Genomic DNA, 24,978 nt, shown 5'->3' on the forward strand with positions numbered 1-24,978 from the left:
GGCCCGGGAGGCTGGCAGCTATGGAGGGACTAATCATATGGACATGAACACGCTTCTTCCGATCATAATACAGGTGATTACGGGTATCATCGGTGGTCAGGCGGTCGGTGCGGCGCTCAAGACGGCGGCGATGGGTCAGCTTCCCAAAATCCTGGGTGGAGCCATTGGCGGTGTCGGCGGTGCGGCGATCCTCGGCAGCCTGCTGGGTGGCGGCGCGGTCGATCCGGCGGCTGCGGCAGCAGCAACGAGCGGTCTCGGCAGCGCGCTGAACCTCAACAACATCGTCGGCGGCGCCGGCGGTGGCGCGATCCTGACCGGCATTCTCGGCGCGGTCATGGGCGCCATGAAGAAGTAAGCGGCCATTCGGTCTTTTCAAATGGGCGGCTTCGGCCGCCCATTTCCGTTTTGGGACTACTGACTGTTCGTCTTTCGAGGGTGGACGCCCTTCGCCCGCGCCTCTACATCACCGCTGGCATAGCGAAAGGACGATCATGGGTCAGCTCAATGCCGGCATCGTGCCGGTCACACCGTTTCAGCAGAATTGCACCATCCTGTTCGACATGGACGACAAGCACGGTGTCGTCGTCGATCCGGGCGGCGACATCGACAAGGTGCTGGCGGCGCTGAAGGATAATGCGATATCAGCCGGGGCGATCTGGATAACGCATGGCCATATCGACCATGCCGGCGGCGCCATGGAGCTGAAGGAGGCGCTCGGCGTCGAGATCATCGGCCCGCACGAGGCCGACAAGTCGCTGCTCGACAATCTGGAAAACCAGGGCAGGCGTTACGGCATCGCCGGCGCGCGCAACTGTGTGCCCGACCGGTTCCTGACCGAAGGCGAGACCGTGTCGTTCGGCGGCCATGTGTTCGAGGTGTTGCACTGCCCCGGCCATGCGCCCGGCCACGTCGTCTACTACAACCGCGCAGCCAAGTTCGCCCATGTCGGCGACGTGCTGTTTCGCGGTTCGGTGGGCCGCACCGACCTGCCGGGCGGCGACCACGCGGCGCTGATCGCTTCGATCAAGGACAAGCTCCTGCCGCTCGGCGACGACATCGGCTTCATCTGTGGCCACGGTCCCGGCGGCCGCTTCGGCGAGGAGAGGCGGACCAATCCTTTTCTCGTTTAGGGCGTGCCGATATTCGCCGATCCCAAATCCTGCGGTGTTCCAAACAAAAAAGCGCTGGCCTTGCGGTCAGCGCTTTTTGTTTTCGGGCAGGGAAGCCTCAGTTGGCAGTGCAGAAATGCTGTTCGCCGTCATTGCCGGTGAACGTGCCGGTACGGGAATTGAAGCTGCGGTAGCGGTCCGAGCAGTATTCGTACCAGTCACGCGTCCACGGCTCGGCATAACGATCGGCGTAGACAACCCTCGGTTCCGCATAGTAGCGGCGGACCGGTGCCGGGCGCACCACAACGTCACGATCGTAGTAACCGTCATCGTAGTAGCGGTCAGCGTAGGGCGGGGGCTGGTCATTGGCCAACGCGCCACCGATCAGCGCGCCGGCCGCGAGGCCGAGGACGCCGGCGGCGATCGCATCGCCATTGCCGTGATGGCCGTGATGGCGCCAGTCACGCGCATTGGCGGCGGGCAAGGTTGCGAGCGTGGTGGCGGCCACGGCAGCGGCCAGGACGGCGGTTTTGAAAATTCGGTTCATGTCGGTCTCCTTCGTACCGGCCCGTGCAGTTTCGGGGGATGCGGTCCGGCTTTACCAAAGACTAATATGCGACCGTGGCTGAACGGGGGCTGAACGGATTTCGACGTGTTTATTCAAAACAGACGTCAAAGATCACACGCTCTCAAGGGGCGAAACCGCCCGCCGCAGCCGGTCTGAAGCCGGCTCAGCCGACCGACAGGTTGACGGCTTTCGGTCCCTTGCCACGCTTGTCCGGCTCGGTGTCGAATGACACTTTCTGGCCATCTTCCAGACCGGGAAGACCGGACGCCTGCACGGCCGAAATATGGACGAAAACATCCTTCGCGCCATCATCGGGCGTGATGAAGCCGAAGCCCTTGGCATGGTTGAAGAATTTGACGGTGCCGGTCTGCGGCATGGGAAGCTCCTTTGTCCCATAAATTCCAGTCTCGGGCCGGCAAATGCCCGAGTGGAAATTTGTCCTTTATTTTAGCGTCATCGGCAAGAGAAAGTTTTGCGGGCACCTGAAGCGCCTCGCAACTCGCTTTAAGTCTTTGTTTTCATGCGTATCGTTCCCCCAAAACCGAGACCACCTTTGAGCGACATGCATTAAGGTCTGTCGATATTCAGGTGAGGCCGGCCTGCAAATGGCCGTTTCCTGCGCTTCCGGTGCTCACGTACCCAAACGTACGCTCCGCTCCGGTTCTCGGTATCAGCCATTTTCGGCTCGGCCTCGCCTGAATCTCAACAGACCTTGGTCTGCTTTTTCGGTACGAAAAAGGCGCGACGAAGATCGCCGCGCCTTTCAAAATTCAAATCCCTCTCCAAGCCAGGTTCAGGCATTGGAGCCTCCGTCGCGCGTCCGAGAGACGTGCGGCGTGCCGATGGCTCAGGCAGCGCGGAGGTTGACGGCCTTGGGGCCTTTGCCCATGCGGTCCGGCTCGACGTCGAAGGTGACCTTCTGGCCGTCGACGAGCGTGCGCAGGCCCGAAGCCTCGATCGCGGAAATATGGACGAACACGTCCTTGGCGCCACCATCGGGCGTGATGAAACCGAAGCCTTTGGTCGCGTTGAAGAATTTAACGGTGCCGGTCTGGGCCATTGGGGAAACTCCTTCACCCGTTCAGTCTTTGGTGGTCCTGCCCGCCGCCTGGCGCAAAGGGCAGTTCCCGGTGGTTGCTTCGGCAGTCATGCATTGGCGCATGGTCAAACCCCCCGCCGAAAACGGGGCCGTCAGAGATTCACAGTATCGGGGAAAGGTCGTCCAAAACGTTCCGCTCTCCGGGTCGCAAATGCCCGAACACGGAATTTATCGCACGGAAACGTGATGGTTGCAAGATAGCGCCGCGGGCCGCCGCACTGGCGCATCCCGACGCATGAATCGACTGACCTGAGCATCGATCGGCCCGGCATAGGCTTGCTTGCCGACCGGGTCATCGGCCAGAGCCGGGCCACGAATGGGCCAGATGTCGAGGTGGCCGAGGAAGCTGATGCCGCCCACGGCCCAGGCGCCGTTTCCGGCTGTAATGGCTGCAAACGGGGGTTGCATTTGGCAAGGGAATGGCGAGGATCGGCAACCGGGACGCGATCGTGGGAGATCATCATGAAATTTCTGGCGACAATCTTTTCGCGACAGGGTTTTGCCATCCTGTTGCTGTCGGCAATTCTTACCGCCTGCACCGTCGTGGTCGATGAGGGACCAGGGCCGCGCCCGCGTCCGCCACGGCCCGAACCGCAATATTGCAGCAAGCAGTACGAGCCGGTCTGTGCCCGCCGCGGCGGCGACCGCCAGACCTTTGCCAATGCCTGCCTTGCCGACCGGGCCGGCTATCGCATCGTGCGCGACGGTCCGTGCCGCGACGGTGGTGGTGGTGGCGATGGTGGCGGCGAAGAGCAGACGTTCTGCACCCGCGAATATGCGCCGGTGTGCGCTCGCCGGCACGGCGAGATGCGTACCTTTCCCAACTCCTGCGAAGCCCGCGCCGCGGACTATCGCGTCGTTGAAGACGGGCCGTGCTGAGGGGCAGGGCGATATTCGCAGGACATGATCAGATCGGCAAAGGCAGCGCATGAAGATTGAAGCTCGCGCTGCTGGTCACGGTGCCGGATACGCCCCGTCGGCCGGGCCGGCGTAAAGCTCGCTGCCATCGTCGTCGCAAATGCGCAGGCGATCGGGGGTTTGCGGCATGGCGAGCGTGTGGAACAGCGCGGTAGCACCCTGCAGCGCGGCGCGCAGGTTCGGCGCTTCCAGCGATACCTTGTCGAGCGTGGCTTCGTCGGCGTCGCGCGACCGGTAGAACTCGATGACGAAGTTCAAGCGCGCCTCCGTGGCAGAGCATTGCGCGGGCCTGTTCAATCAATTCGCCGCCTCACATAGGGACGGAGAGGGCGCACGAGGCGCGCCCTCCAGTTTGTCAGCCCTTCGACTTCGGCTTAAGGCTGCTCTCCGCCTGTTTGACCGACGAGCCGAACGGGGAGGCGGGCTTGGCCACGACCTTGTCCTTCTTCGGCTTGCGTGTCTCGCGGTTGCTTCGCTGTTGACCCTTGGACATGTCGTGCTCCTGCTGCGTGTTGGCTTGGCGGTGGGGTCTCAGACGACCGGGTTGCTGGCAACAACCGGATTGTCAGTAACAACCGGGTCGTTTGCCGGTTCGAGATTGTCTTCGGTGGTGACCCGCTCATGGGTCTCCTGCTCGCTGCGGATGCGGTATTGCGGCGAGCCGTCCTTGACCGGCAGCCTGCTCTTGATCTGGAACAGTTCGGCGGTCTTCTGGACGAGGCCGGTGCGGCTCTTCATGCGCACGGTCTGACCGATCGCAAACTGGTGCGCGGGCGTGTCGGTGCGCGGGCGCGCATTCTGCTGGAAACGGATCATGCTGCATTCTCCCTGTCGCGCTTCAGCGCTGTTTCGAGTTCGAGGTAATCGATGGCGACAAGCTGGCTGGTGGGCGGGTTTTTCACTGCCCTTGCCGGCAGATGGATGAAGGTGGCGACGCGGCGCCAGGCAAGCCGCGACATGCCCTCGATCAGCTCTTCGTCGTGATCGATGTCGTAGTCGCCGGCCGGCAGCTGCCCTTCCAGTCCGCCGAGCACGAAAGGTGCCGCGAAATGCGCGATGGAGTGGGTGGTGCGGTCCGGCATTGTCTTACCTGTGCAAAGCAGCGGTCCTGAAAGCAAAAAAGCGGGGACGAGCCCCGCTTTCCTATTTCCGGCAGTCGCTGGAAATAAGCCGCTTTCGAGAGCTGCCAGTACATCCGTGGTCAGCGTTCATCGAATTCGGCCGGATCAGATCAATTGCAAATTGGCGGCCGACTCGCGGCCCTTGGTGTCACGCTCCAACTCGAACTGCAGCTTCTGGCCTTCGGCAAGTCCGGGGAAGCCGGCGCGCTCCAGTGCGCTGACATGGACGAAAACGTCCTTGCCGCCATCGGTCGGCTGAATGAAGCCGAAGCCCTTCTGGCCATTGTAGAACTTAACGGTTCCGGTGTTCATGTGGATCTTTCGAAGAATGAGACATGGCCGCGGAGCGAATATGCCGCGCGCCCGGTATCGAAGATTTGGAATGAGATTGGCGGGTCGAGAACCTCTGACGCCGCGAGATGCCAATTCTGGCCCAAAGCCATCCCGTCTATATAGGCTGATAGGGCTGATTGTTCAAGAAGATTCATGAAAAACTCGGACGGCGGCAAAAAAATAGATCGCTGTAATTATTTGAAAAATCCTGATATGGCTCAGTGGCTTTCAAAAAATTGCTTAAATTTACGCTGGCCGATTTTCCCGGCACTTGCATTTTATTTATTCCTGGAAGGAAAAAGCCATGGTTTCCGTCAGAACTCCGAGAGGCATGACCGTAGCGATCAACCCGATCATCAAGCCAACCATCATACACGCCCTTGCCGCCGGCCCGAACGGCAAGCCGATGATCGTCAAGTCGGCGCGGCTGACCATCAGAAGCGATGAGGCGGCAAGGCGAACGATCGCCGATACCGATGGCACCGTGAGGCGGGCCAGGCAGGTCGCCGAGACCAACCGCCTGATTTGATCGCTTTCACGGCGACGGAAAGGGCGCGGAACCACGCGAAGACTTGAACCTGGCGCGCCAATGGCCTAGATCGCGGCAGGCGGACAAACACGGCAGGTTTCCCATTAACAGAGATCAGAGACGAGCGGCGGGTGCGGGAGCCAGGTCTGGCGCGGGAGGACAGCCGCCGCTGGGCCTCGACCAGTATGTGCAGCAGGCGCTGCAACTGCATCAGGCCGGGCGCCGGCAAGAGGCCGAGACGATTTACCGGCAGGTGCTGGCGCGTCAGCCCAAGCACGCGGCCGCCGCGCATTTCCTGGGACTGCTGCTGCACCAGACCGGGCGCAGCGAAGAAGGGCTGGATCTCATCGAACGGTCGGTGAGCATGCAGCCGACGAATCCCGATTTCCTCAACAATTTCGGTACGGTGATGCGCGACCTCGGCCGCCCTGCTGCGGCCATCGATTTCTTCCGAGGCGCGGTGGATCTGCGGCCGGACCAGCTCGCGGCGCGCGACAATCTCGGCTCGTCGCTGAAGCAGGTCGGCCAGTTCGAAGAGGCCGAAGAGATTTATCGCGGCACGGTTGCTCGCAACCCATTTCATGTGCGCGCCCGCATCGGGCTTGCCGAAACCCTGCAGGAAGCCGGGCGGCTGGACGAGGCGCTGGCTGCCTTCCGCGAAGCGCTGGCGATACGCCCCAAGGATGCCGACCTGCTGCACGGGCTCGGCGTCGGGTTGATGGAAAAGGGCAAGCTCGACGAGGCGGCGGATCTGTTCCGGCAGGCGTTGGCGATCAACCCCGCCATGGCCACAGCCTGGCTGATGCTGACGCAGGTCAAGCGCCAGAAGGAGCGCGACAGCGAATTGACCGGGATGGAGGCTCAGCATGCCAAGGCGCCGCAGGACAGCCTGTCGCGCATGCAGTTGTCCTTCGGTCTCGGCAAGGCCAATGACGATCTGAAGGATTATGGCCGGGCCTTCGACTATTTCGCCGAGGGCAATGCGATCCGCCGCAAGGGCATCGATTACGACAAGGCCAAGACGCGGGCCGAGTTCGAGGCGATGAAGGCAACCTTCGATGCCGGCTTCTTCGAGAAACACAGGCCCAGCTCAATCGGCGACGACACGCCGATCTTCGTCGTCGGCATGCCGCGTTCGGGCACGACGCTGGTCGAGCAGATCATTGCCAGCCATCCGCAGGTCTATGGCGCAGGCGAGCTCAGCCTCTTGAAGAAGGCGGTCGGCAAGCAGTTCCCGGCGACCATGCCGGGTGGCTTCCCTTGGGGCGTATCGGATACCGGCGATTCGGATTTTGCCGAGGCAGGCCAAGCCTATCTCGACATGCTGCATGCCCGCTATCCGAACATGCGCCACGTCACCGACAAAATGCCGGGCAACTTCCTGCTTGTCGGCTTCATCCACATGATGATGCCGAAGGCCAGGATCATCCACTGCACGCGCGATGCGGCGGCGACCTGCCTGTCGATCTACAAGGTGCATTTCCGCGGCGACAGCCACCGTTACGGCTACGATCTCGGCGAACTCGCCGACTTCCACAATCTGTACACCGACATCATGGCGCATTGGCACACGGTGCTGCCAGGCGTCGTGCACGATGTGCGCTATGAGGATTTCGTCGCCGACCAGGAAGGCCAGACGCGGGCGCTGATCGCCCATCTCGGCCTGCCCTGGGACGATGCGGCGCTGTCCTTCCACGAGACCGACCGGCCGGTGCGCACCGCATCCGCCGCGCAGGTGCGCCAGCCGATGTATCAGGGCTCGGTCGATCTGTGGAAGCGCTATGGTGACCGGCTCAAGCCGCTGCTGGACAAGCTGGATTAGCACCCTGGCTGCAGTTTAGCCGAAGTCCCCAAGCTTCGTCATCCACGGGCGGAGCAGCCGCGAAGCGGCGTCGCGGGGACCCGAGGATCCATTCCCTGACTTCGATCGAAGGATGCAAGGGGGCAGAATTCGTCACCGTTGCAACGCCTTTGCGTCACGGCATGGATCCTATGGTCTGCGCCGCGTCGCTTCGCTCCTTGCTCCGCCATAGGATGACGAAGCGGTGGGGGCTCAGTTGCTCAAAGCTCCATGAATGGCTTGAAGCCGCCGAAGATCATGCGCTTGCCGTCGAACGGCATAGGGCCCCAATCGGGTGTCAAGCGCGGGTCGGCCATCACCTTGGCCATGACGGCATCGCGGTTCTCCCGCGATTCATAGACGGCCCAGGAGAAGACGACGATCTCGTCGTCTTTTGCCTGCACGGCACGCGGAAACGAGGTCAACTCGCCATAGGGCACGTCGTCGCCGATACATTCGACATAGGCGAGCGCGCCGTGTTCCATCCATATAGGGCCTGTGAGGTTGGCCAGCCTCTTGTAGTCATCGAGATTTGCCTTGGGCACGGCAAGCACGAAGCCATCGACATAGGACATTGTGGGTTTCCTCCTGGAAGTTCACAGGGCCTCACCGACGCCAGCTGGTGAGGGACTTCGCCATTGGCGATAGATCAGGCTTTCTTCGCCGGCGCGTTCATCGCCCACTCGACGCCGAACGGGTCGCGCATATTGCCCCACTGGTCACCCCAGAACATGATTTGGAGTGGCACGGCGACTTCGCAGCCGGCATCGACGGCGCGCTTCCACCAGGCATCGATTTCATCGGCGCCGAGATGGAGCTGCATGGTGTAGCCCTGCGGCTTGACGGCGGGCATCCCGTTTTCGGGATAGAAATCGGAGAGCATCAGCGTCGAGCCGTTGATGTGGAGATGGATGTGCATGGTGCGGCCTTTTTCGTCCGCCGGATAGGCAAAGACCTGCTCGGCGCCAAAGGCCTTCTTGTAGAATTCAGCGGCCTTGAAGGCGCCGTCAATTTGCAGGTAAGGGGTCAATCCGCCGAGCACTTTGGCTGCGGGCTGAACGGGGATCTGATCAGTCATGTCTTGCTCCTCTTTGGGTTTGGCCTTGCCAGTCATAGGACGCATGAGGTGACGGCGATCCTACATGGTCGCGAAATTTTTTTTGGTGACCGGCCCTGGATAGGCCGGGCAGCCGGCGGGCTTGAACGAGAGGCGTGAAACGAACTTGCGTCGGTGGCCCCCAATCAGAGCGCTGACCAGCAGCGTAGCGGCCGGCGTCGATGGCCTGGTTCCGCGGCTGCATGGGTCAGGGAGCCCTGCAGATCCGGGGGCCATTTTGCGCGTCGGTCACGATTTCCGGCCAGCCGATGTCCTTGCGCAATTCGATCGGCAGCGAAAGCAGGGCGCGCTCGCTGCGATGGCGGGCGCGCGCTTGCATGTAACGGGTGGTGATGCGGCCTATGGATGACAGGGTGAACATGATGCTTTGTCCTCGGTTGAAGCCGGCATCATCGTGTCGGCATCCCAAGGACGGGGCGGGCTGAGGCTATCCGACAGACCGTCGGAAATTTTTTGCGGGCAGCGTTTGATTCTATTCAGGCGCCGCCGAACGGCGCCTACGCAACCTTGAGCGTCGGGATAGCTGAAACATCAACTTCACGCTCTGCGTGCCAGGTATCGAAAGCCGCCTGCATTCGAAGCCAGATCGCGGCGCCGTCGCCGAACAGCTTTCCGAGGCGAGCGGCCACAGCCGGCGAAACCGGCTTCTTTTCGCGGATGATGTCATAGAGCTGCTGCCGGGAGATCCCGAGCAGATTTGCAATTTCCACCTTGGTCTTTCCGGTTGCCGGGATAATGTCCTCAAGCAGCGCTCCCGGGTGGGAGGGACAACGCTCGATAGGACGCGTCGGCTCGTGCATGGTCATAAGTCGAACTTCTCCAATCTGGCCGCCTCAGTGATATGCTCGAAATCGACGCGGACCTGTAAGTAAATAGCTTACAGGCGTAGCGCCTTAAAAAGCGAACCGAGAACCCGAGTTCTGTCGTTTCCGTCGCCATCAACCCGCCGCTTCGGCCACCGACCAGAAGAAATCCTCCGGGTCCTCGACTTCGATCAGCCGCCGCTTGTCGATCAGCCAGAAGCGGTTGCCGATGGCGCGAATGAAGGAGCGGTCGTGCGAGGCGAGCACGCAGCTTGCCTGATGCGCCAGCAGTTCGGCTTCCAGCGCTTCCTGGCCGTCAATGTCGAGATGGTTGGTCGGCTCGTCGAGCAGATAGAAGTTGGGATTGGCGAGCCTGAGCGCCAGCATCATCAGCCGCGCCTTCTGGCCGCCGGACAGCACGCCGATCTTCCGCTCCTGCATGTCGATGCCGACACCGGCACCGGCCAGCAGCGAACGGGCGCGCTGCTCGCCGACATCGTAGCGTCGTGAGACCATCGCCAGCGGCGTGTCGTCGCCGCTAATGCCGGACAGCGCCTGGTCGCTATAGCCGAGCACCGTCGACGGCGTCACCTTCACATTCTGCACCGTGTCCGGTTCGACAATGGCATTGCGGATCAGGGTGACGAAGCGGGACTTGCCGACGCCATTGCGGCCGAGCAGGACGATGCGATCGCCCTGGCAGATGTGGCGCTTGCCGGTCCTGAACAACAGCGTGCCGTCGGGTGTTTCGACAGCCGCGTCGTCGAGCGTGATCAGCACCTTTGGGTGGGTGCCGCGATTGGCCAGTTTTATGGCACCCGCCGACCTTTCGCGGTGCGCCGGTGCGGCCGCTTCTTCCAGTCGCTCCGCGCGCTGGTTGAGCTGCTTGGTCTTGACCGTCAGCAGATCGCTGCCTGAATTGATGCCGATGTTGTTGAGTTTGGCCGCCTGCCGGCGCAATTGCTGCGCCACCTTCATGTCGCGCTGGAACTTGCGCTCCGTCGAGGCATCGACGTCGTCGAGCGCCTGCCTGGCGCGGGAGTAGGGCAAGGCAAACACCGGCGACTGCTCCGGGCGCAGGAACAGCGTCCGGTTGGTGGTGGCGTCGAGGAAGGCGCGGTCGTGGCTGGCGATGACGACAGGCACCTCGCGTGGCAGCGTGTTCAGCCAGGACTCAAGCTGGCTGATGCGGGCAAGGTCGAGATGGTTGGTCGGCTCGTCGAGCAGCAGCACGTCCGGATCGGTGACCCAGACGCGGGCGATCAACGCCAGCCTCTGCCAGCCGCCGCTCAGCGCCTTCATTGGCCGCTCGCGCATCGGCTCCGGCACATCGAGCGAATCCAGCACTACGTCGACACGCCACATCTCGCTGTCGGCCTGCTCGGCCGGCAAGGCATCCGCCACCACCTGGTGGAACGTAAGGCTGAGAAGAGCCGGGGCAACGGATTGCTCGACATGGCCGATGCGCAGGCCGCGCGTGCGGGTGATGTGACCGGAGGTCGGCTCCATCTCGCCGGTCAGGCATTTGAGCAAGGTCGACTTGCCACGGCCATTGGCGGCAACGATGCCGAGCCGGTCGCCGCTGCCGATGGTGAGGTCGAGATTGGAAAACAGCGGCGCACTCATGGTGACGCCGAGAGATTTGAGGCTGATCAAGGCCATTTTGATTTCTCTGGTCTGTCCGGAGGAAAAGTCCGGTTCAATGCACTTTGACGGTGCGCAGGCTGGCCATCAGGCTCGGCGTTGCAACACCACGAAGGGCAGACCAAAAAATCGAAGCGGGAAAAAACCCGGACCGTCCCTGGTCAGCCCTGCAAGCAAGCTCGCAGGGCAGAAATCGGGCCACGCTGACGATGGTGACGAAAAAACGTAAACACGTGAGCCCTCCTTTCAAGACAAGACGTTGAGTGTGCGGAGTGGTTACACCAGAGGCGGGGGTGGTGGCAAGTGGGCGGTCCAGGAGGGAGCGATGCGGTGAAGCTGCCAATCTCCCCCCTCGTGGGGGAGATGTCCGGCAGGACAGAGAGGGGGGCGCAGTCCCGCCGGCGTTTCGAATAATTTGAACCTACTTCCCCGGCCTGCCCGTCTTGCCCGGCCTGCGCTTTTCGCGGCGGGCGTCGCCCGGATCCTCGTAGGAGCCGATGCCGGCGCGCTGACGAACAACCGGCTTGGCGGAATCGTCGCGTTCCGTCGCGCCCGCCTCTGCCCTGCCGGGCATCTCCCCCACTTGGGGGGAGATTGACTGGGGCTTGGTTGGCACTTTTCCTTCGACCGGTTTTTCGGTTCGCCGCACGGTCATCTCGTCCAGCGAGTTCTTCTTGAACAGCGGCTTGGGGGCGTCGCCGGGAATGCCGAAGTCGGAACCGTGCGCCTCTTCTGCCGACTGTTTCTTGAACAGCGAGCGCGACATCGCCCCTGCCGGCGTCGGCATGTCGGTGCCCGGACCCATGGCGTCGAGCGAGGGTTTGGCGAACAGCGGCTTCTTGACCGGCACGGCGCCGTCGGCGCCCATCTCGTCGAGAACAGGCTTGCGGAAGAGGTTGGGCCGGGCTGCCTCTTCGGCGGCACGTGCCTCGTCGAGCTTGCGGAAACGCTCCTGTTCCTCTGATGTACGATGTTTGGCCACGCCCTTGTTGTGCTTGCCCTTTTCGCGACCCGAGACCGGGCTTTCCATGTCGGCATATTTGGCCAGCGGGTCTTCGGAGATGGACAGTTCCATCTCGCGCAGCCGCTTGATCTCGTCGCGAATGCGGGCAGCTTTCTCGAAATCGAGATTGGCGGCGGCGTCGCGCATCTGCTTGTCCATGGCGTCGAGATGGGCTTTCAGATTGTTGCCCATCATGGCGCCGGCGTTGTCGGTGAACTGCGAGATGTCGGCGCGGACATGATCCTTCTCGTAGACCGAGTCCAGAATGTCGGAGATGCGCGACTTGACCGATTCCGGGGTGATGCCGTTGGCCTCGTTCCACTCCACCTGCTTTTCGCGGCGGCGGTTGGTTTCAGCCATCGCCCGCTCCATCGAGCCGGTGACCTGGTCGGCATAGAGGATGACCTTGCCGTCGACGTTTCTGGCAGCGCGGCCGATGGTCTGGATCAGCGAGGTTTCCGAGCGCAGAAAGCCTTCCTTGTCGGCATCGAGAATGGCGACGAAGCCGCATTCGGGAATGTCGAGGCCTTCCCGCAGCAGGTTGATGCCGACCAGCACATCGAAGGCGCCAAGCCGCAAATCGCGCAGGATCTCGATGCGCTCCAGCGTGTCGATGTCGGAGTGCATGTAGCGGACGCGGATGCCTTGCTCGTGCAGATACTCGGTCAGGTCCTCGGCCATGCGCTTGGTCAACACCGTGACCAGCGTGCGGTAGCCGGCCTTGGTGGTGTCGCGGATTTCGCCGACGACATCGTCGACCTGGTTCTTGGCCGGGCGCACCTCTACCGGCGGGTCGATCAGCCCGGTCGGGCGGATGACCTGTTCGGCGAAGACGCCGCCGGCCTGTTCCATTTCCCAGCCGCCCGGGGTCGCCGAGACGGCGACCGAAAGCGGGCGCATGGCGTCCCATTCCTCGAAGCGCAGCGGCCGGTTGTCCATGCAGGACGGCAGACGGAAACCGTATTCGGCCAGCGTCGCCTTGCGCCTAAAGTCGCCGCGATACATGCCGCCGATCTGCGGCACGGTGACATGGCTTTCGTCGATGAAGACCAGCGCATTGTCGGGAATGTACTCGAACAGCGTCGGCGGCGGATCGCCCGGCTGGCGCCCGGTGAGATAGCGCGAATAGTTCTCGATGCCGGCGCAGGAGCCGGTGGCTTCCAGCATTTCGAGGTCGAAACGGGTGCGTTGCTCCAGCCGCTGCGCTTCGAGCAGGCGGCCGGCCCGTTCGAGTTCGACGAGCCGGTGCTTGAGCTCTTCCTTGATCGACTTGATCGCCTGGTTGAGGGTCGGGCGCGGCGTCACATAGTGCGAATTGGCGTAGATCTTGACGCTTTTCAGCTCGCCGGTCTTCTGGCCGGTCAGCGGATCGAACTCGGTGATCTGCTCGATTTCATCGCCGAACATCGAGATGCGCCAAGCGCGATCTTCCAAGTGGGCCGGGAAGATCTCGATCGTGTCGCCGCGCACGCGAAACGAGCCGCGGACGAAGTTGATGTCCTGGCGCTTGTATTGCTGGGCGACGAGATCGGCGAGCAGAGCGCGCTGGTCGAGCCGGTCGCCGATCTGCATCTGGAAGGTCATCGCGGTATAGGTCTCGACCGAGCCGATACCGTAAATGCAGGACACCGAGGCGACGATGATGACGTCGTCGCGCTCGAGCAGCGAACGCGTCGCCGAGTGGCGCATGCGGTCGATCTGCTCGTTGATCGAGGATTCCTTCTCGATGAAGGTGTCGGTGCGCGGAACGTAGGCTTCCGGTTGGTAATAGTCGTAATAGGAGACGAAATACTCGACGGCGTTTTCCGGGAAGAATTTCTTGAACTCGGAATAGAGCTGTGCCGCCAGCGTCTTGTTCGGCGCCAGGATCAAAGCAGGGCGCTGCGTCTCCTCGATCACCTTGGCCATAGTGAAGGTTTTTCCGGAGCCGGTGACGCCGAGCAGCACCTGGGTGCGGTCGTTGTTGTCGACGCCTTCGACCAGATCTTTGATCGCGGTTGGCTGGTCGCCGGCCGGTTCGAAATCCGACACCATCTTGATGGTAATGCCGCCTTCGGATTTTTCCGGGCGGGCGGGGCGGTGCGGCGTCCACAGCACACCGTCCTTGTGCAGCGGATTGCCGGATTCGATCAGCGCCGACAGCGCGGCCACCGTCGCGGTGACGCTGCCCGAGGCCATCGTCTCGGCGTCTTCCAGCGAGATGTCGAGGCCGGCGACCGGATTGAGGCCGGCTGCCGTGCGCTCCCTGGCCGTTGCCGCGCCACCCATCGAGGTGCCGCGCGAACTGCGCCCCGGCGAGCTTGAGCGCTCGGGTATCTTCTTCGACGGCTTCGGCGATTTGCCGCCGTCGCCCTTGCCGACGAGACGTCCTTCCTTCTCGGCTTCCTGCTCGATCTGCTCGGCCCAATCCGCGATCGAACCGGTCAGCGGTGTGCCCGACAGTTCCGGCTGCGGCATCTCGGCGAAGCCGCCTCTGTGCAGCGGCTCCGAGGCGTCGAGGAAATCGGTCAGCGGACTGCGCCGCTTCGGCGCGGCGCGGTCGTCATTCGCCGTCGGCGGCGCTTTTTGATCGGGAGATTTGGCCATGTCCCGAATATGGGATTTCCTGGCCAAAATGGAAAGAGTGGGATGAGGTGAGGCGCCTCGCCGGATGCGGCTCCTGACAGAAGGCTGTCAGGAGGAGACAATGGTTGCGTGCCTGCCCAGGAGGATCAGGCGCCGCGTGCGTTGTCCGCCGCCACGCGGGTCGGCGATCCGTTCAGGCGCGGCACCACCACGAGGCGCTTGATTTTGCCCTTCTTGAAGGCGGCGAGGAAGCGCGCATAGTCCTTGAAGGCGACGCAACCGCTCGACTGGGCGTAGCGGCCCCGAAGCAGGTAGGTATGGGCCAGCAGGCCGTCGCGATTGTATTTGTTGCGGCCATCGACCGGTGTCAGGCGCAAGGCCTCCACACCATGAAAGCGCGACTCGCGCAGCGACAGATTGTAGGTGTTGGGCGGTGTCGGTCCGCGGTTCTTCTGGTTGGCATAGCGAGGCTGGTCCGCCATGGGGCCGATGCCCGAATGCGCCTCGAGCCTCGAGCCGTCAGGCATGTAGACGGTGCCGGCGCTGATGTCGTAGACGGCGACGCCATTGCTGGCTCCGCTGCTGGACCCTGGCGAGTTGAACAGGTTCCTGAATGCCTTGCCGAGGCCGCCCGAAGGCGTGTCCGGCTTGGCATAGGCCAGCACATTGCCGCCATCGGCCGGTCGGCCTTGCCGCGCCGGCTTGGTCGGCTGAGCCTGCTGGACGGTCTCGCGCGCCGGCTTCGGCTGCTGGACGGGCTTGGACTGCTGCTGCACGACCTTGGGCTGCTGCGGTGCGTCGAATTGCGGGCGGCGGGTCGGCAACGGCACGTCGTCGGTGAGCGCGTCCGGCAGCGAGGCGGCATCGCCGGGTTGGTCCTGCTGGGTTTCGACGGGCGAAACCGCGACGTCAGCCGACGATTCCTCGATCGGCAGCGGTGAGGCAAACGCCTCGTCGTCGACCGGCAGCGACTCCACGAGGGCAAGCGCCAGCTGCGAATTATCTGGCGTCTCCGACTGGGCAAAGCCTGTCGGTTGCGGCGCGGTCTGCACGACCACTGAGCCGGTATCCAGCCGGGCGAAGCGTTCCGCCGCCGGAGCCGGCATGTCATCCGACAGGCTGGCCATGACCTGGACGGATGGCACCAGCGACGCCTCGGCAATTTGCGGCGCGACCCTGGAAATGACCGGAAGTGCGGGTGTGTTGGCTGCCGGGGCAGGCTTGCCGGCACTCGCGAAGACAGCGGCGAGCTTCATCGGCGACAACGACGCTTCCATGCGTTCGAAGCGTTCCTGCGATTTCGATTTTGCAACGGTGGGTACGGGCTTTGCCTTCGCCACAAGGCGCTCGGATTTCTCCGCCAGGGGGCTCACCTCAGCCGGTTTGAAGCAGCTGGCGCCGCATTGCACGGCCTGGTCATGCAGCGCCTGAGCGCCGCCATGGGCATTGGCCAGCACGAAGGGTGCTTTCAAGAAATGCTGTTTCAGCGGATCGACAAGGGCGAGCGATCCCGACATCGACAGCGTCTGCGGCAGGCTACCCGAGGTCGCCGACAGCGAGGCGCCGACGGAGCTGAGGCCGGCCATGGTGCCGATCAGCCACAGGCCGATGGCGGTGCTGGCGCAAGGCAATGCGATCCAGCGGACGACCCGGCCAGTATTGAAGGAAGGGGAACGCGGGGCATCGACGAACTCGCCGCCTTCACGCTGGTCCCGGATTATTTTTTGTTTACTCGACAACGCCATGCAACCAATCTCGCTCCAATCGGTTTCCCCCGTACGTGGCCTTGTGAGCCGCGACGACCATTCTGCGAGTGATCCCAGGTGGTCCCCGACGCGTTTGCCGCGCCTGTCGTTGGTTGCCGATTGCTTCAAAATATGGACAAAGTTGGTTAATCAATCCCTCTCAAAACCAACGACGAGATGTGGATTTGGGCCAAATGAGGCTTCGTCCACAGCCAGGAAGTGGTGTTGTCGCCCTTCCGACGCAGTTTTGCTGCCTGTTTTTGACGGCCGAGTCAAGCAAAACAGCCCTTGCTAATTTTTTCGCAGTGCCCTGCAGTTGTACCTGCAGCGCAGCGACTGCCGACAGGAATTGCCTAAAAAGGCGCCTGGCGCCCGCAAAACTGTTGCTCGCCTGCCACAAATTCGCTGCCCGGACGGGCGCTTCCGGAGGGCCATTGACTCGTTTTGGGAGGCGGTGCAATCGAATTGAAGTGCTTGGTTTTGGGTGGCAAAGGCCACTTTGGGAGACTTTTCCATGAGGCGTCGGGACTTCTTGGCGCTGTCGGCGGGTGCGGCGGCGTTTTCCATTCTTCCGGGCGCCGCCAGGGCTGCCCTGCCAGCGCCCTACGATCGGAACGCCGAGGTGCCGGTGAACGACAAGAAGGCGTTCATCGAGTGGATGGTGGCCAATCGCGGCGAAGATCCGAAGTTTCTGGCTGAGCGATTCGATCGCTTCCAGATCATGGTCTACAACAAGGACGTGCTGGACGACCGCAACAAGCGCGCCTTCCTTTCCACACCGCGTGAAGAGTTCGTGCTGCCGCAGAATCTGGGGCGCGCCTATGATCACGCCTTTCTCGATATCGGCTATGGCGTGACCATTTCCGGTCCGCATCTGGTCGGGCGCATGACGACGGTCATCGACGTGCAGTTCGGCGAAGCCGTGCTCGAGATCGGCACCGGCTCGGGCTACCAGTCGGCCTATCTGGCCAATCTCACCGACAAGGTGCACACGATCGAGATCATCAACCCGCTGGCACAGCGCACCCGCCGGACCTATGACGCGCTGATCGAGCGCGGCTACAGTGTATTCGGCTCGGTCACCAGCCGGAATGCCGATGGCTATTACGGCTGGGAAAGCGTCGGCCCATTCGACAAGATCATCGTCACCTGCGGCATCGACCATATCCCGCCGTCTCTGTTGCAGCAGCTCAAGCCCAATGGCGTCATGGTCATCCCGGTCGGCCCGCCGGGCGCGCAGCATGTGCTCAAGGTGATCAAGCAGCAGCTTGCCGACGGCACGTTCAACATCGTCCGCTCGGATATCTACAATGGCAAGGTGGTGCCTTTCGTGCCCTTTACCAAGATGGAAGGCGACCAGATCGTCGGGACGCATAACAGCTGATTTGGCTATGCCGTGACGGCCTTTGTTTGTCGCAGGTTCTTGTCGCAAAACCGTGGGACACTTTTGCAGAACCTGCTGAGCTGAACCACCGCATCAAGGGGCCTCATGGCAGCCGTCGCATCGACCTCTCGACCAAGTATCGCCTCGCTTGAGGCGCCGCGGCTCGCCCACTATCTCGCGGTCGGGTTGATCGCCGGCGCCATCATCGCCTTGCAGATATCGGTCATGCGGGTGTTTGCCGTCGGCAGCTGGTCGCATTTCGGGTCGCTGGTGGTCAGCCTCGCCATGCTCGGCTTCTCGCTGTCCAGCGTCGTCATCTTTGCCGGCAAGGACTGGTTCGACAAGCACTGGCAAGGGGCCGCAACCGCCGCCCTGCTGCTGATCGGCCCGCTTGCCGTCGCCTCCAACCTCGTCGCCCAGACGGTGCCGTTCAACGCCATCTTCCTGGTCTCCGACCCCGAGCAGAAATGGCGGCTGCTGGCCAATTTCCTGCTCTACCTCCTGCCGTTCCTGGCCGGTGCGTTCTTCCTCGGCATCGTCTTCCTGAAAAGCCGCACGGCCTTTGGCCGCGTCTATTTCGCCGACCTCACCGGCTCGGGGCTCGCAGGCCTCGTCGTTCTGGTGTCGATGTATCTGTTTTCGCCGGAAACCATCATCGTCGTGCCGCTGCTGTTGTGGGCCGCCGGTTCGCTGCTGTGGTTCTTGGCCTTCGGTGCCTGGAAGAGCGTTGTCGCCGGCGTGGTCGTGGCAGCGCTGTCGATCGCCGGTTACCTCATGCTGCCCGGCCTGCTCGGCATCCCCGACATCGCCGTGTCGCAGTACAAGGGCGTCGCCTATGCCCGCAACTTCCCGGACGGCAAGCGCATCTACCGCAGCGTCTCGCCGTTCGGCGACCTGCAGGTCTATGCCAGCTCCTACATGCATTTCGCGCCGGGCCTGAGCGACAATGCCGCCTTCGGCATGCCCGAGGTTCCCGCCAACACCTATGTCGGCATGTATCGCGACGGCGACGGGCCGGAAGGCATCATGCGCAACCTGGCGCCGGCCGAGCAGGTCTATTTCCGCTATCTGCCGATGCACTACCCCTATGTCATCAAGGCTAGACCCAAGACCTTCGTCGTGCAGTTCGGCGGCGGCATCTCCACGCAGGCCGCGCTCGATGCCGGCTCGACCTCGGTGACTGTCGCCGAAAGCAACCCGATGACCTTGCGGGCGTTCCGCGACCCCATTCTCAGGGACGTCACCGGCGACATCCTGGCCGAGCCGCGCCTCAAGGTGATCGACTATGACGGGCGTCTTTTCCTCGCCAACACGACAGAGCGCTACGACGTCATCGATCTCAGCCTCGCCGACAGCGTCGGCCTGTCCAATCCGGGCGGCTTCGCCATCTCGGAGAAGTATGCCTACACGCACGAAGCGATGCTGAGCTACATGCATGCGCTGGCCGATGGCGGCGTGGTGTCTGTGACCTTGTGGAACAAGGAAGAGCCGCCGAAATCGGTGCTGAAGCTTTACTCGACCATCGCCGAGGCGGCCCGAACGTTCGACGGCCAAGGTGCCGCCAACGACATCTTCGCCGTGTCGAGCTATCTCTCGACGACGACGGTGCTGTTCAAGCGCGGCGGCTTCACCGAGGCGGAAATCAAGACGCTGCGCGACTACACCAGGTCGATGTCGTGGGAGGAGATCTATTATCCCGGCATGGCCTATGACGGCTCGGCGGCGCAAAAGATCCTCGACGATTATCGCGCCTCGATCTTCGGCAGCGGCGAGGATGCGACGCTGACCCAGCCCGCCGCCGATGCGACGGCGCCGGCCGATCCGACCGCCCCAGCAAATCCCGACTGCGATCCGACGGCGCCCGCCGATCCGACGCTCGATACCTGCGCGGGAGCTGGTGGCGACGCCGGTCCGCAGGTGCTGCCGGCGACGGCGCTGGAGCGCATGGCCTGGCACGCGCTGCTGACCGGCGGCTGGGAGAAGCTCGCCAGCGACTATGTCTTCGATGCACGTGCGCTGAGCAACGACCAGCCCTACTTCGCCGCCTATGTGAAGGTCGCCGACCTGCCGCGGACGCTGGACAGGCTCGACCTGTTCCAGGACGACTGGGGCTATCTGCTGATCTGGGCGACGCTCGGCATCGCCTGCATCACGGCCGCGTCGCTGGTGCTGCTGCCGGTCCTTTTCGGCTGGCGCATCGTGTTCTCGCGCTCGCGTGGCAAGCTCGGCACCATCCTCTATTTCGCTTGCCTCGGCCTCGGCTACATCATGGTCGAGGTCGGGCTGATCAGCCGCTTCACCGTGGCGCTGGCCAATCCGACCGTATCGGCTTCGGTGCTGATCTCGTCGATGCTGGTGTTTTCCGGCCTCGGCAGCCTGTTTGCCGAGCGCATTTTTGACCGCGCCAGGACGCTGCTGCCTGTGGTGCTCCTGGCGATCTGCGTGCTGCTTTTGGCGTACGGCTTCTATCTGTCGCCGGTGCTCGACTGGATCGGCGCCTATCCCTATGCCGTCCGGCTGCTGCTCTGCTTCCTCCTGGTGTCGCCGCCTTCCTTCCTGATGGGCATGCCGATGGCCACCGCCATGACCTGGCTGGCGCGGCTGGGCAAGGAGCATCTGTTCGTCTGGGCCTGGGGCATCAATGGCTGCTTCTCGGTCATCGGCTCGGCTGCGGTGCCGATCGTCGCCACCAGCTTCGGCCTCAGCGCCGTGCTGCAATGGGCGGCGATCGCCTATCTCGTCGCCATCCCAGCCTTCTTTGCGGTGCTGTTGCCGGCGAAGGCGCCTTCTGTCCGGCTGGTGACGGCCTGATGCCCGACCGGCGCGCCATCGTCGCTGGTTTGCTGGCCACGGCGGCATTTCCGGCGGCGAGCCAGGGCGCGCGTTTGCTCAAGGCGATATCGACGATCGTGCCGTTCAAGACATCGCCCTTTCCCTATCGGGGCAAGCTGCCAGACGGTTCCGGGCCGTTTCTCGATGTGACCGCCAACGGCCGGCATGGCCACACCTCGCCGCGCGGTGGCATCTATTGGGAAGACGAGACCTATTCCGACCGTAGCACGCTGCTGGCGGTGCCTCGGGGTTTCGACCCCGCCAGGCCGGCGGTCATCGTGGTGTTCTTCCACGGCAATGGCGCGACCTTGCAGCGCGATGTGGTCGGGCGCCAGCGGGTCGTCACCCAGGTCGAGGCGTCCGGCCTCAACGCCGTCCTGGTGGCGCCGCAATTCGCCAGCAATGCGCAGGATTCCAGCGCCGGCAATTTCTGGACGCCGGGCTATTTTGCCGGGTTCATGACGGAGGCGGCCCATGGCCTAGCCAAGCTGACCGGCGCCAAGGCGGCGAAATTCGACGCCATGCCGGTGGTGCTGGTCGCCTATAGCGGCGGCTACAACCCGGCCGCCTCCGTGCTCAGGAATGGCGACGTCAGCGGCCGGCTGCTCGGCGTCATCCTGCTCGACGCCGTGTTCGACGAAGCCGATATTTTCGCGGATTGGATCGCGCGCCACAGGAAGAGTTTTTTCGTCAGCGCCTATGGCCAGTCATCGGCCTCCGGCAATGCGGAGATCCGGCAATTGCTGGCGAGCCAGGGCATCGACGCCAACTCGGACCCGCCGCGCCACCTCGAAGCCGGCACCGTCGCCTTCCTCGCCTCGGATGCAGCCCACGACAGTTTCGTCACCCGCGCCTTCGTCGGCAATCCATTGCAATGGCTACTCGGTCGGCTGCACGGTTTTCCGCGCTAGTTGAACCAAAGCGCAAAAGTCAGGAACCCGCCGCCGCCGAACTGGCGCTGGATCTGGTCGAAATCGTCGCTGGTCAGGATCTTGCCGCTTTCGAGATAGGGCGCGATGGCAGGGCCGGTGATCGACAGCACCAGGTCGAAGTTTTTTGGCTCGTCGAAGAAGCGCTTCATGTTGATGCCCTTGCCGGTGATGCGGAAATGCGGCAGCAGCGTGCGGCCTTCGAGCAGACCCTCGGCCATGGTCAGGGCGGCGAGCCAGGCCTGGACCTGCTCTTCGCCAACTTCGAGGCCGGTGAGCGGGTTTTCGCCCTTCTGCTGCGGGCCGGGCAGCCATTCGCGGTCATTGTCGGTCTCGGCGCGGATCGCCTTCCAGTCCTCGCGCGACAGCCGGATCATTTCGAGCAGATGGCGGCGCGCCGCTTGCCGGCGCTCCGGTTCAACCACCGGCCAGTTGACGAGATGCACCAGCGAGATGAAATCGGCGATGCGCCATTCCGAGGCGAAGATGCTGCTGCCCATGTCGCCGGCCGGCGGCACGAGAATGTCCTGCAACGGCAGCTTGGCGCGCGGGAACAGCATGTGGAACGAACCGTCGAAAGTGCTCCTGAAATCATGCGCCAGCCAGAAATCGGCCTGCGCCATCAGGAACTCGGCATAGCCTTGTAGCCAGAAACCGTCGGCGCGGTCGAAGCGGAATGTCAGCGTGGGGGCGGCGGCGTCCGACGAGATGCCGCCGCGTGACAACGAGGCGATGATCGCCGCCATGCTTTCATCAGGCGCGATGGTGCCGTCCTCGTTGAGGTCGATGCCGGTATGGGTGAGGTCGATGACCATGCCGATATCGGCGTCTGCCGGCACCGACGCAAACGTGGCGGCGGATTTTTCGAGCCGGTCGCGGAAAGCGACCAGGATGGCGCGGAATTGCTCATAGGTCAGCGGCTCGGGGTTGGCGTTGTCCGGCACCGGCAGCCGCATCAGCGGCAGCATGAAGGATTGCGGGCTTTCGAAACCATGGCGGTGCAGGCCGCTGGCCAGTATCTCCAGCGCGGTGAAGAACTCGCCGGCCCCGGCCGCATAGGCCGATGCCGGGTCTTTTGGCGCGGCGGCTTCCAGCGTCGAGAGAGCGGTGTCGCGCGCAGCCACGGTCTTTGCCTCGAACAAGGTGGTTGCCGCTTCGGGCATTGCCGCCGAGGCGGAAGACAGCGGCACGATCAGCATGAAAGCGGATGTCAGCAGGCCTGCCAGTCGTGTCATCTCTTCCCCCAATATTTGTCGCGCAGAGCAAACATACACCATTTGCAGCGCCGCGCTTCAACCCGCCCCGCGGACGGTCTACACAGGGCAAACAATTGGGCGCCGCGTGTCGAACTATCCGCTTTCCTACAAGCTGTCCTGGTTGCCGCGTTTCGCGAAGCCATCGCTCGCCGGCGACGCACGCGACTTTGCGCCGATGACGGGAACGCTGATGCATCCGCCGCCAAGGCAGACGGTGCGGCTTGCCTTCGTCGGCGACATCTCGGCTGTGGCCAATCGCAGTGCGCCGGGCTGCGATCCGGAGATCAAGGCACTTCTCGGCGCTGCCGATCTGGTGATCGGCAATTGTGAAAGCCCTGTTGTGGACAGAGCAAGTGCGGCGCTGGGCACGAGGCTCGGCACGCATCACGCGATGAGCGAGCGGTTCCTGGCCGAGGCGCTGGCGGTGGCGGGTATTTCGCGCGAAAAGCTCGTGCTGTCGCTGGCCAACAACCATGTGCTCGACCAGGGCGTCGCCGGTTTCGACGAGACGGTCGCGGCGCTGCAGCGGCTCGGCATCCGCACGGTGGGCCTCGTTGCCAACGGTCCGGTGGTGCCTGTCCAGGTCGGACCGCTTGATATCGGCTTTGCCGCCTTCACGCTGTGGCGCAACGCCGATGAAAGCGTGTTCACGGGGCGCGTATCAATGGACAGTGATCCGGCGCGTTGGTCGCGCGATGGTGTCGATCTTCTTTGCGCCGTGCCGCATTGGGACTGGGAGTTCCGGCATTTTCCGCGCGCCGAGACGCGGGTGCTGGCCAGGCGGCTGGCCGGACAGGGCGTCGGGCTGATCGCCGGCCATCACGCCCATGTCGTGCAACCTGTGGAAAAGATCGACAGGACGATCGTCGCTTACGGGCTCGGCGATTTCCTCGGCACCGCCTTCGCCCGCCAGCCATGGCCCGGCCGCATCGGCGGAATATTTGTCGTGGATGTCAGTGTCGATGCCGGCTCCCAGGGCGCCATTGCGTCTTACCGGCTGCATCCCTTCATGCGCCTGCGCGCCGGCGACCACGAGCGGCTGCTGTTGGTGGAAGGGATGGAGGGGCGAATGCGCGGCAAGGTCGAAGCTCGGTTGAGGGCGGTCTTTCCTTCCTCTTCAAGCGAAGAGGGCGTCACCGCTTAACCGTCTGGCGGCCCTTGCAAAACCGACTATCATGCGACGGCAGAGGCAGGCTTGCGAGGGTAGCGGTGGAAACAGCGGATTTCATGCCTGGTGAGGCTGACATCGCCAGCATCCGGAAAGACATCGAGGCCTACGAAGCGGCCAGGGCCTCGGCGGTTCGGCAGGTGCGCTGGCGGGTGCCGCTGTTCGTCGGCCTGGTGCTGGTGGCCGTGGTGCTGGTCGCCTGGCTGTTCAACAAGGTCGCCGACCCCAACGAGCAATGGGTCTCGACGCCGCATGTGTTTCTCTATGTCATCGGCTTCGCGGCTTCGATCCTGCTCTATTTCCAGGCCAGGAAACCGGCGACGCGGCTGCAGCAATCGTTCCGCGAGACGCTGCTGCCGATCATCTTCGGCTTCATCGCGGATATGCGCTACCAGCACGGCGGGACGCCGAATTCCTTCGACCGGCTGCCGCGCACGGCGGTCGGTCCGTTCAACCGGCAGGCGTTCGACGACATCGTCGCGGGCCGCTATGAGGGGTTTCCGTTCGAGCTCTACGAGGCGCATCTGCGGGAAGGGTCGGGCAAGGGCTCGTCGACAGCCTTTCAAGGCGTCATCGTCGCTTTCGAGACCATCGCGCCGTTCCCCGGCATACTGGTGGCGACGCGGCGGACCAACGCGGTGATCAGCTTCTTTCGCGGCATGTTCGCCAGCAAGCTGCAAGAGCTGTCCAGCGGCGACGCGGCGCTCGACGCTGCCTACGAGTTCCGCACCGACAATGTCGGGGCGGCACAGCCACTGGTGAGCGGCCGGTTGGCGCAGGCGCTGAAATGGCTTGGCGAAACCTGGCCGGACGACCCGGCCCGCGTCGCGCTCAACGGCAGCGATGGTTTCCTGCTGCTGCCCCAGACGAAGAACTTTTTCGAGCTGCCGGATATTTCGGTGCCGCTCGACTACACCACACATGTCGCGCCGATGATCGCCGACATGGGCGCGATGCTGGCTACGGCGGCACTTGTGCGCAAGATCGGCGGGAGGGACGAGGCAAGCTAGTCCGG

At 63.3% G+C, this 24,978-nt stretch carries 26 protein-coding genes; 10 read left to right on the forward strand and 16 right to left on the reverse strand.

Annotation, left to right across the window (positions count from 1 at the left end; genetic code table 11):
* Positions 1-37 precede the first annotated feature (37 nt).
* Both C8D77_RS04840 and C8D77_RS04845 read left to right on the forward strand, forming a co-directional pair.
* Positions 38-355 (forward strand): hypothetical protein, encoded by a 318-nt coding sequence (locus tag C8D77_RS04840; protein WP_109659805.1) that lies wholly within the window; start codon positions 38-40, stop codon positions 353-355.
* Between the two features lie 136 nt (positions 356-491).
* Complete coding sequence (locus C8D77_RS04845; protein WP_109659807.1) at positions 492-1,130, forward strand: MBL fold metallo-hydrolase; 639 nt, start codon at positions 492-494, stop codon at positions 1,128-1,130.
* Positions 1,131-1,227: 97 nt separating this feature from the next.
* Here the strand turns inward: C8D77_RS04845 and C8D77_RS04850 are convergent, their stop codons facing one another.
* The 3 genes from C8D77_RS04850 to C8D77_RS04860 form a co-directional block, all read right to left on the reverse strand.
* Positions 1,228-1,656, reverse strand: a complete 429-nt coding sequence (locus C8D77_RS04850; RefSeq protein ID WP_109659809.1) for a BA14K family protein — start codon at positions 1,654-1,656, stop codon at positions 1,228-1,230.
* A 184-nt stretch (positions 1,657-1,840) separates the two neighbouring features.
* Positions 1,841-2,053: a cold-shock protein gene (locus C8D77_RS04855; protein ID WP_013530020.1), complete on the reverse strand. Its 213-nt coding sequence runs from the start codon at positions 2,051-2,053 to the stop codon at positions 1,841-1,843.
* Positions 2,054-2,524: 471 nt separating this feature from the next.
* The gene (locus C8D77_RS04860) at positions 2,525-2,737 is read right to left on the reverse strand and encodes a cold-shock protein (protein ID WP_006202520.1); all 213 of its coding nucleotides are present in this window, start codon (positions 2,735-2,737) and stop codon (positions 2,525-2,527) included.
* A gap of 501 nt (positions 2,738-3,238) precedes the next feature.
* On the opposite strand from C8D77_RS04860, the gene C8D77_RS04870 reads away from it, so the two are divergent.
* Positions 3,239-3,655 (forward strand): Kazal-type serine protease inhibitor family protein, encoded by a 417-nt coding sequence (locus tag C8D77_RS04870; RefSeq protein WP_109659813.1) that lies wholly within the window; start codon positions 3,239-3,241, stop codon positions 3,653-3,655.
* A 75-nt stretch (positions 3,656-3,730) separates the two neighbouring features.
* On the opposite strand, the gene C8D77_RS04875 is transcribed toward C8D77_RS04870, so the two are convergent.
* From C8D77_RS04875 to C8D77_RS04890, 5 genes are all read right to left on the reverse strand, one after another.
* Entirely contained in the window at positions 3,731-3,952 is a 222-nt protein-coding gene (locus C8D77_RS04875; RefSeq protein ID WP_109659816.1) for a hypothetical protein, read from the reverse strand.
* A gap of 97 nt (positions 3,953-4,049) precedes the next feature.
* Positions 4,050-4,187 carry a hypothetical protein gene (locus tag C8D77_RS37475; RefSeq protein ID WP_164482279.1) on the reverse strand — a complete coding sequence of 46 codons (138 nt, stop codon included), beginning with the start codon at positions 4,185-4,187 and terminating at the stop codon, positions 4,050-4,052.
* 38 nt (positions 4,188-4,225) lie between these two features.
* Positions 4,226-4,510, reverse strand: coding sequence for a hypothetical protein (locus C8D77_RS04880; protein ID WP_109659818.1), 285 nt, complete (start codon positions 4,508-4,510; stop codon positions 4,226-4,228).
* Positions 4,507-4,776: a hypothetical protein gene (locus C8D77_RS04885; protein WP_109659820.1), complete on the reverse strand. Its 270-nt coding sequence runs from the start codon at positions 4,774-4,776 to the stop codon at positions 4,507-4,509. The genes C8D77_RS04880 and C8D77_RS04885 overlap by 4 nt, the downstream gene beginning before the upstream one ends.
* 144 nt (positions 4,777-4,920) lie before the next feature.
* Positions 4,921-5,127, reverse strand: a complete 207-nt coding sequence (locus C8D77_RS04890) for a cold-shock protein (RefSeq protein ID WP_023809797.1) — start codon at positions 5,125-5,127, stop codon at positions 4,921-4,923.
* Between the two features lie 325 nt (positions 5,128-5,452).
* On the opposite strand from C8D77_RS04890, the gene C8D77_RS04895 reads away from it, so the two are divergent.
* Both C8D77_RS04895 and C8D77_RS04900 read left to right on the forward strand, forming a co-directional pair.
* Positions 5,453-5,677: a hypothetical protein gene (locus tag C8D77_RS04895; RefSeq protein ID WP_109661276.1), complete on the forward strand. Its 225-nt coding sequence runs from the start codon at positions 5,453-5,455 to the stop codon at positions 5,675-5,677.
* Positions 5,678-5,864: 187 nt separating this feature from the next.
* Positions 5,865-7,499, forward strand: coding sequence for a tetratricopeptide repeat-containing sulfotransferase family protein (locus tag C8D77_RS04900; RefSeq protein ID WP_109659823.1), 1,635 nt, complete (start codon positions 5,865-5,867; stop codon positions 7,497-7,499).
* 239 nt (positions 7,500-7,738) lie between these two features.
* Here the strand turns inward: C8D77_RS04900 and C8D77_RS04905 are convergent, their stop codons facing one another.
* The 7 genes from C8D77_RS04905 to C8D77_RS04930 form a co-directional block, all read right to left on the reverse strand.
* Positions 7,739-8,092 carry a DUF1428 domain-containing protein gene (locus C8D77_RS04905; RefSeq protein WP_109659825.1) on the reverse strand — a complete coding sequence of 118 codons (354 nt, stop codon included), beginning with the start codon at positions 8,090-8,092 and terminating at the stop codon, positions 7,739-7,741.
* A gap of 74 nt (positions 8,093-8,166) precedes the next feature.
* On the reverse strand, positions 8,167-8,595 hold the full coding sequence (locus tag C8D77_RS04910) for a VOC family protein (protein ID WP_109661279.1): 429 nt from the start codon (positions 8,593-8,595) through the stop codon (positions 8,167-8,169).
* A 226-nt stretch (positions 8,596-8,821) separates the two neighbouring features.
* Positions 8,822-8,995, reverse strand: coding sequence for a hypothetical protein (locus C8D77_RS37480; protein ID WP_164757872.1), 174 nt, complete (start codon positions 8,993-8,995; stop codon positions 8,822-8,824).
* 136 nt (positions 8,996-9,131) lie between these two features.
* The gene (locus tag C8D77_RS04915) at positions 9,132-9,440 is read right to left on the reverse strand and encodes a HigA family addiction module antitoxin (RefSeq protein WP_109659828.1); all 309 of its coding nucleotides are present in this window, start codon (positions 9,438-9,440) and stop codon (positions 9,132-9,134) included.
* A gap of 132 nt (positions 9,441-9,572) precedes the next feature.
* Positions 9,573-11,099 (reverse strand): ABC-F family ATP-binding cassette domain-containing protein, encoded by a 1,527-nt coding sequence (locus C8D77_RS04920; RefSeq protein ID WP_109659830.1) that lies wholly within the window; start codon positions 11,097-11,099, stop codon positions 9,573-9,575.
* Between the two features lie 403 nt (positions 11,100-11,502).
* Positions 11,503-14,670: an excinuclease ABC subunit UvrB gene (uvrB, locus tag C8D77_RS04925; RefSeq protein WP_109659832.1), complete on the reverse strand. Its 3,168-nt coding sequence runs from the start codon at positions 14,668-14,670 to the stop codon at positions 11,503-11,505.
* 125 nt (positions 14,671-14,795) lie between these two features.
* A complete protein-coding gene (locus C8D77_RS04930) occupies positions 14,796-16,394 on the reverse strand; it encodes a DUF2778 domain-containing protein (RefSeq protein ID WP_109659834.1) in 1,599 nt (532 codons plus the stop codon).
* Positions 16,395-16,908: 514 nt separating this feature from the next.
* Here C8D77_RS04930 and C8D77_RS04935 point away from each other — a divergent pair.
* The 3 genes from C8D77_RS04935 (at position 16,909) to C8D77_RS04945 (ending at position 21,521) form a co-directional block, all read left to right on the forward strand.
* Positions 16,909-17,778: a protein-L-isoaspartate O-methyltransferase family protein gene (locus tag C8D77_RS04935; RefSeq protein WP_109659836.1), complete on the forward strand. Its 870-nt coding sequence runs from the start codon at positions 16,909-16,911 to the stop codon at positions 17,776-17,778.
* 105 nt (positions 17,779-17,883) lie between these two features.
* A complete protein-coding gene (locus C8D77_RS04940) occupies positions 17,884-20,589 on the forward strand; it encodes a hypothetical protein (protein WP_109659838.1) in 2,706 nt (901 codons plus the stop codon).
* Positions 20,589-21,521 carry a hypothetical protein gene (locus C8D77_RS04945; RefSeq protein ID WP_109659840.1) on the forward strand — a complete coding sequence of 311 codons (933 nt, stop codon included), beginning with the start codon at positions 20,589-20,591 and terminating at the stop codon, positions 21,519-21,521. Before C8D77_RS04940 ends, C8D77_RS04945 begins: the two co-directional genes overlap by 1 nt.
* Here the strand turns inward: C8D77_RS04945 and C8D77_RS04950 are convergent.
* Entirely contained in the window at positions 21,518-22,774 is a 1,257-nt protein-coding gene (locus tag C8D77_RS04950; RefSeq protein WP_109659842.1) for a hypothetical protein, read from the reverse strand. The two genes, C8D77_RS04945 and C8D77_RS04950, sit on opposite strands and share 4 nt — an antisense overlap.
* Before the next feature lie 106 nt (positions 22,775-22,880).
* On the opposite strand from C8D77_RS04950, the gene C8D77_RS04955 reads away from it, so the two are divergent.
* A complete protein-coding gene (locus C8D77_RS04955) occupies positions 22,881-23,939 on the forward strand; it encodes a CapA family protein (RefSeq protein WP_109659844.1) in 1,059 nt (352 codons plus the stop codon).
* 83 nt (positions 23,940-24,022) lie between these two features.
* Entirely contained in the window at positions 24,023-24,973 is a 951-nt protein-coding gene (locus tag C8D77_RS04960) for a hypothetical protein (RefSeq protein ID WP_245951634.1), read from the forward strand.
* Positions 24,974-24,978: the final 5 nt, after the last annotated feature.

Origin of the sequence: Mesorhizobium loti, assembly GCF_003148495.1 — a bacterium.
GTDB lineage: Bacteria > Pseudomonadota > Alphaproteobacteria > Rhizobiales > Rhizobiaceae > Mesorhizobium > Mesorhizobium loti.

Excerpts from the sequence above, each read along its gene's own strand:
- C8D77_RS04840 (WP_109659805.1), top strand. The coding sequence starts at position 38 with ATGGACATGAACACGCTTCTTCCGATCATAATACAGGTGATTACGGGT.
- C8D77_RS04845 (WP_109659807.1), top strand. The coding sequence starts at position 492 with ATGGGTCAGCTCAATGCCGGCATCGTGCCGGTCACACCGTTTCAGCAG.
- C8D77_RS04850 (WP_109659809.1), bottom strand. The coding sequence starts at position 1,656 with ATGAACCGAATTTTCAAAACCGCCGTCCTGGCCGCTGCCGTGGCCGCC.
- C8D77_RS04855 (WP_013530020.1), bottom strand. The coding sequence starts at position 2,053 with ATGCCGCAGACCGGCACCGTCAAATTCTTCAACCATGCCAAGGGCTTC.
- C8D77_RS04860 (WP_006202520.1), bottom strand. The coding sequence starts at position 2,737 with ATGGCCCAGACCGGCACCGTTAAATTCTTCAACGCGACCAAAGGCTTC.
- C8D77_RS04870 (WP_109659813.1), top strand. The coding sequence starts at position 3,239 with ATGAAATTTCTGGCGACAATCTTTTCGCGACAGGGTTTTGCCATCCTG.
- C8D77_RS37475 (WP_164482279.1), bottom strand. The coding sequence starts at position 4,187 with ATGTCCAAGGGTCAACAGCGAAGCAACCGCGAGACACGCAAGCCGAAG.
- C8D77_RS04880 (WP_109659818.1), bottom strand. The coding sequence starts at position 4,510 with ATGATCCGTTTCCAGCAGAATGCGCGCCCGCGCACCGACACGCCCGCG.
- C8D77_RS04885 (WP_109659820.1), bottom strand. The coding sequence starts at position 4,776 with ATGCCGGACCGCACCACCCACTCCATCGCGCATTTCGCGGCACCTTTC.
- C8D77_RS04890 (WP_023809797.1), bottom strand. The coding sequence starts at position 5,127 with ATGAACACCGGAACCGTTAAGTTCTACAATGGCCAGAAGGGCTTCGGC.
- C8D77_RS04895 (WP_109661276.1), top strand. The coding sequence starts at position 5,453 with ATGGTTTCCGTCAGAACTCCGAGAGGCATGACCGTAGCGATCAACCCG.
- C8D77_RS04905 (WP_109659825.1), bottom strand. The coding sequence starts at position 8,092 with ATGTCCTATGTCGATGGCTTCGTGCTTGCCGTGCCCAAGGCAAATCTC.
- C8D77_RS04910 (WP_109661279.1), bottom strand. The coding sequence starts at position 8,595 with ATGACTGATCAGATCCCCGTTCAGCCCGCAGCCAAAGTGCTCGGCGGA.
- C8D77_RS37480 (WP_164757872.1), bottom strand. The coding sequence starts at position 8,995 with ATGTTCACCCTGTCATCCATAGGCCGCATCACCACCCGTTACATGCAA.
- C8D77_RS04915 (WP_109659828.1), bottom strand. The coding sequence starts at position 9,440 with ATGACCATGCACGAGCCGACGCGTCCTATCGAGCGTTGTCCCTCCCAC.
- C8D77_RS04920 (WP_109659830.1), bottom strand. The coding sequence starts at position 11,099 with ATGGCCTTGATCAGCCTCAAATCTCTCGGCGTCACCATGAGTGCGCCG.
- uvrB (WP_109659832.1), bottom strand. The coding sequence starts at position 14,670 with ATGGCCAAATCTCCCGATCAAAAAGCGCCGCCGACGGCGAATGACGAC.
- C8D77_RS04930 (WP_109659834.1), bottom strand. The coding sequence starts at position 16,394 with ATGGCGTTGTCGAGTAAACAAAAAATAATCCGGGACCAGCGTGAAGGC.
- C8D77_RS04935 (WP_109659836.1), top strand. The coding sequence starts at position 16,909 with ATGAGGCGTCGGGACTTCTTGGCGCTGTCGGCGGGTGCGGCGGCGTTT.
- C8D77_RS04940 (WP_109659838.1), top strand. The coding sequence starts at position 17,884 with ATGGCAGCCGTCGCATCGACCTCTCGACCAAGTATCGCCTCGCTTGAG.
- C8D77_RS04945 (WP_109659840.1), top strand. The coding sequence starts at position 20,589 with ATGCCCGACCGGCGCGCCATCGTCGCTGGTTTGCTGGCCACGGCGGCA.
- C8D77_RS04950 (WP_109659842.1), bottom strand. The coding sequence starts at position 22,774 with ATGACACGACTGGCAGGCCTGCTGACATCCGCTTTCATGCTGATCGTG.
- C8D77_RS04960 (WP_245951634.1), top strand. The coding sequence starts at position 24,023 with ATGCCTGGTGAGGCTGACATCGCCAGCATCCGGAAAGACATCGAGGCC.